Here is a 2,551-nt window from a genome sequence, read left to right as displayed (position 1 = left end):
CATAACAACATATTAATGGCACAAATATCCTTATTTCTTTGGAAAAAACCCCATAAAAATAATTAAAGAATTTAAAACGATGTCTTTTTAGTTTAGTTGATTTATTTTATTAATTATAAATTTGATAATCTTGTAACTTTTATAATAACTTTACTACCTATTGTTTAGAAAAACTATATAAATGTTTGGCCTTTTAAGAGAGAATATTCGCATTGCTCTGGATTCTATTAGAACACAACTCCTGCGCACTATTTTAACTGTGTTGATAATTGGTATTGGGGTATTTGCTTTAGTAATGATTTTAAGTGCTGTAAAATCACTTGAAAACACAATTACAGGAGATTTTGCCGCAATGGGTTCTAATACCTTTTCACTTCAGCGATATGACTTCGAGATTCAACGATCGGGAGAACGTGAAAAAATAAACCCCATCATCAGTTTCAGAGACATCAAGCAATTTGAGGAAACCTATAATTTTCCTCTCACAAAAACTGCCGTTTCCTTCACAGGTACTGTTGGAGCTGAGGTAAAATATGAGAATGAGAAAACCGACCCTGAAGTCCAGGTGTTGGGTGTGAATGAAAATTACATAAATAATTCAGGGTTAAAACTTCAATTAGGAAGGGAATTTAATGTGTTTGATATTGCAAACAATAACAATGTTTGTGTATTGGGGTCAGATTTTATGAAAGAACTATTTAAAGATGAAAATCCAATAGATAAAACAATAAGCATTCGCGGAGCAAAATATAAGGTGATTGGCGTTTTGGAGGAAAAAGGGTCTACTTTTGGCAACAATCAGGATTTAAGGGTGCTATTACCCATTCAGTCTGCGCGAAGTATTTTCACACAACCCAACATCAATTATAATATTAGTGTGATGGTTGATAATGCTGAAATGCTGGATGCAGCTCAAGAAGAAGCAATTATTACTTTCAGAAACATTAGAGGCTTGAGTCCTCTTGAAGAATCTAACTTTGGTATGATGAGAAGTGATGATTTAATCAATCGTATAACAAGCATTACAGGTTACCTTGAAGCTGCTGCCTGGATCATAAGCATCATAACAATTTTTGGGTCCTCTATTGCATTGATGAATATTATGCTTGTTTCAGTAACCGAACGCACCCGTGAAATTGGAGTAAGAAAATCTCTGGGCGCAAAAAGCAAAACCATTGCCAACCAGTTTATAATTGAAACAGTTTTGATTGGTCAAATGGGTGGTTTAGTTGGAATCTTTTTAGGTGTTGTTGGAGGGTACCTTTTTGCTGTTGCCTTAAATTTTGAATACAGCTTGCCCTGGGCTGCAATGATTGCAGCAACAATTATATCTTTTATAGTAGCTGTGGTTGCGGGTTCTTATCCGGCAGCAAAAGCATCACGGTTGGACCCTATTGAATCTCTCAGATATGAATAATTTACAATAGTTCTTTTAAGGTTTTGTAAAAGCCTCCTTCTGAGATTATTGCACCTTCTTTAATGTAATCAAAGAGATCAAGTTTTCGCTCTTGAGCGTAGTTCTTTGTTCCTTCATAGATTTCCACTTCATCGGCTCCTATGTTTTTTTCAAGCCATTGTATGCCTTCATTTGTCAACAAATCAATCGAATTGTTATTAATTTTAACTGCGATAAGCTTGATGTAACGCTCTTTGAAAGAGAACAGGTAAACCTGACTTTTACTCCAGTTTTCAAGATATTCAACTTTAGAGAGTGTTGCTTCCCAAATCAAATCACTAAACACATCCAATTCTTCTTCAGCTACATGTGGTTTATTCCTTTTTAGTTGTTGCCATTCATCGGCAGTGATAGATTGGCTTGCTAAAAATCTAGAAAATTCTTCATGAAGACTTTCAAACTGTTCTTTTGTGAGTCTTGTATATTTCAAAACGGATAGTCTAATTTTATTTGAATTAAAAAAGCCTTAAGAATTTCTTCAAAAGGCTTTTTATATTGAATCGTTGAAAAATTATTTTGCTTCTGCAACTACAGAAAAGTTTAATGTTTCAACAACATCTCTGTGAAAACGAATAGATGCTTCATACTGACCGGTTCTTTTAACCAAACCACCGGCCACAGTAATAAATTTTTTCTCAATTGAGACTCCTTCTTTTTCAAGTACATCAGCTAGGTCGGCATTGGAAATAGAACCAAAAAGTTTATCTCCTTCTCCGGTTTTAGCAGTTAGTTTTATGTCAAGAGCACTTAATTTAGATGCTTGTTTTTTAGCTTCGTCAACTAACTTTTGCTCTTTGTATGCACGTTGTTTTAGTGTTTCGGCAAGTACTTTTTTGCTGAAGGTGTAGCTAAAATAGCGTGCCCCTGAGGAATCAAAAAGTTTCTAGCATAACCGTTTTTTACAGTTACTAAGTCGTCTGCAAATCCTAGATTTTCAACGTCATTTTTTAATATAACTTCCATGTCGTGCTATTTTTTATTTTAATAAATCTGCTACATAAGGCATTAAAGCCAAGTGACGTGCTCTTTTAACTGCAACGGCAACTTTTCTTTGATACTTTAATGACGTTCCGGTAAGCCTTCTTGGCAACAATT

3 protein-coding genes and 1 pseudogene are annotated in these 2,551 nt (G+C 34.5%); 1 reads left to right on the top strand and 3 read right to left on the bottom strand.

The window, feature by feature from the left end:
• The first annotated feature begins 181 nt into the window (after positions 1-181).
• Positions 182-1,417 carry an ABC transporter permease gene (locus AACY61_RS12245; protein WP_339611859.1) on the top strand — a complete coding sequence of 412 codons (1,236 nt, stop codon included), beginning with the start codon at positions 182-184 and terminating at the stop codon, positions 1,415-1,417.
• 1 nt (position 1,418) lies between these two features.
• Here AACY61_RS12245 and AACY61_RS12240 read toward each other — a convergent pair whose 3' ends face one another.
• From AACY61_RS12240 to rpsR, 3 genes and pseudogenes are all read right to left on the bottom strand, one after another.
• Entirely contained in the window at positions 1,419-1,886 is a 468-nt protein-coding gene (locus AACY61_RS12240) for a DUF6495 family protein (protein WP_339611858.1), read from the bottom strand.
• 81 nt (positions 1,887-1,967) lie between these two features.
• Positions 1,968-2,419, bottom strand: a pseudogene (gene rplI / locus AACY61_RS12235) (50S ribosomal protein L9).
• Between the two features lie 13 nt (positions 2,420-2,432).
• Positions 2,433-2,551, bottom strand: a 119-nt coding sequence (rpsR, locus tag AACY61_RS12230; RefSeq protein ID WP_339611860.1) for a 30S ribosomal protein S18, incomplete at its 5' end; no start/stop codon positions are given.

Source organism: uncultured Planktosalinus sp., from assembly GCF_963973675.1.
In the GTDB taxonomy this organism is placed as follows: domain Bacteria; phylum Bacteroidota; class Bacteroidia; order Flavobacteriales; family Flavobacteriaceae; genus Planktosalinus.
The sequence above is the reverse complement of the archived record's forward strand: the minus strand, read 5'-3'. Positions and strand labels throughout refer to the sequence as shown.

Excerpts from the sequence above, each read along its gene's own strand:
- AACY61_RS12245 (WP_339611859.1), top strand. The coding sequence starts at position 182 with ATGTTTGGCCTTTTAAGAGAGAATATTCGCATTGCTCTGGATTCTATT.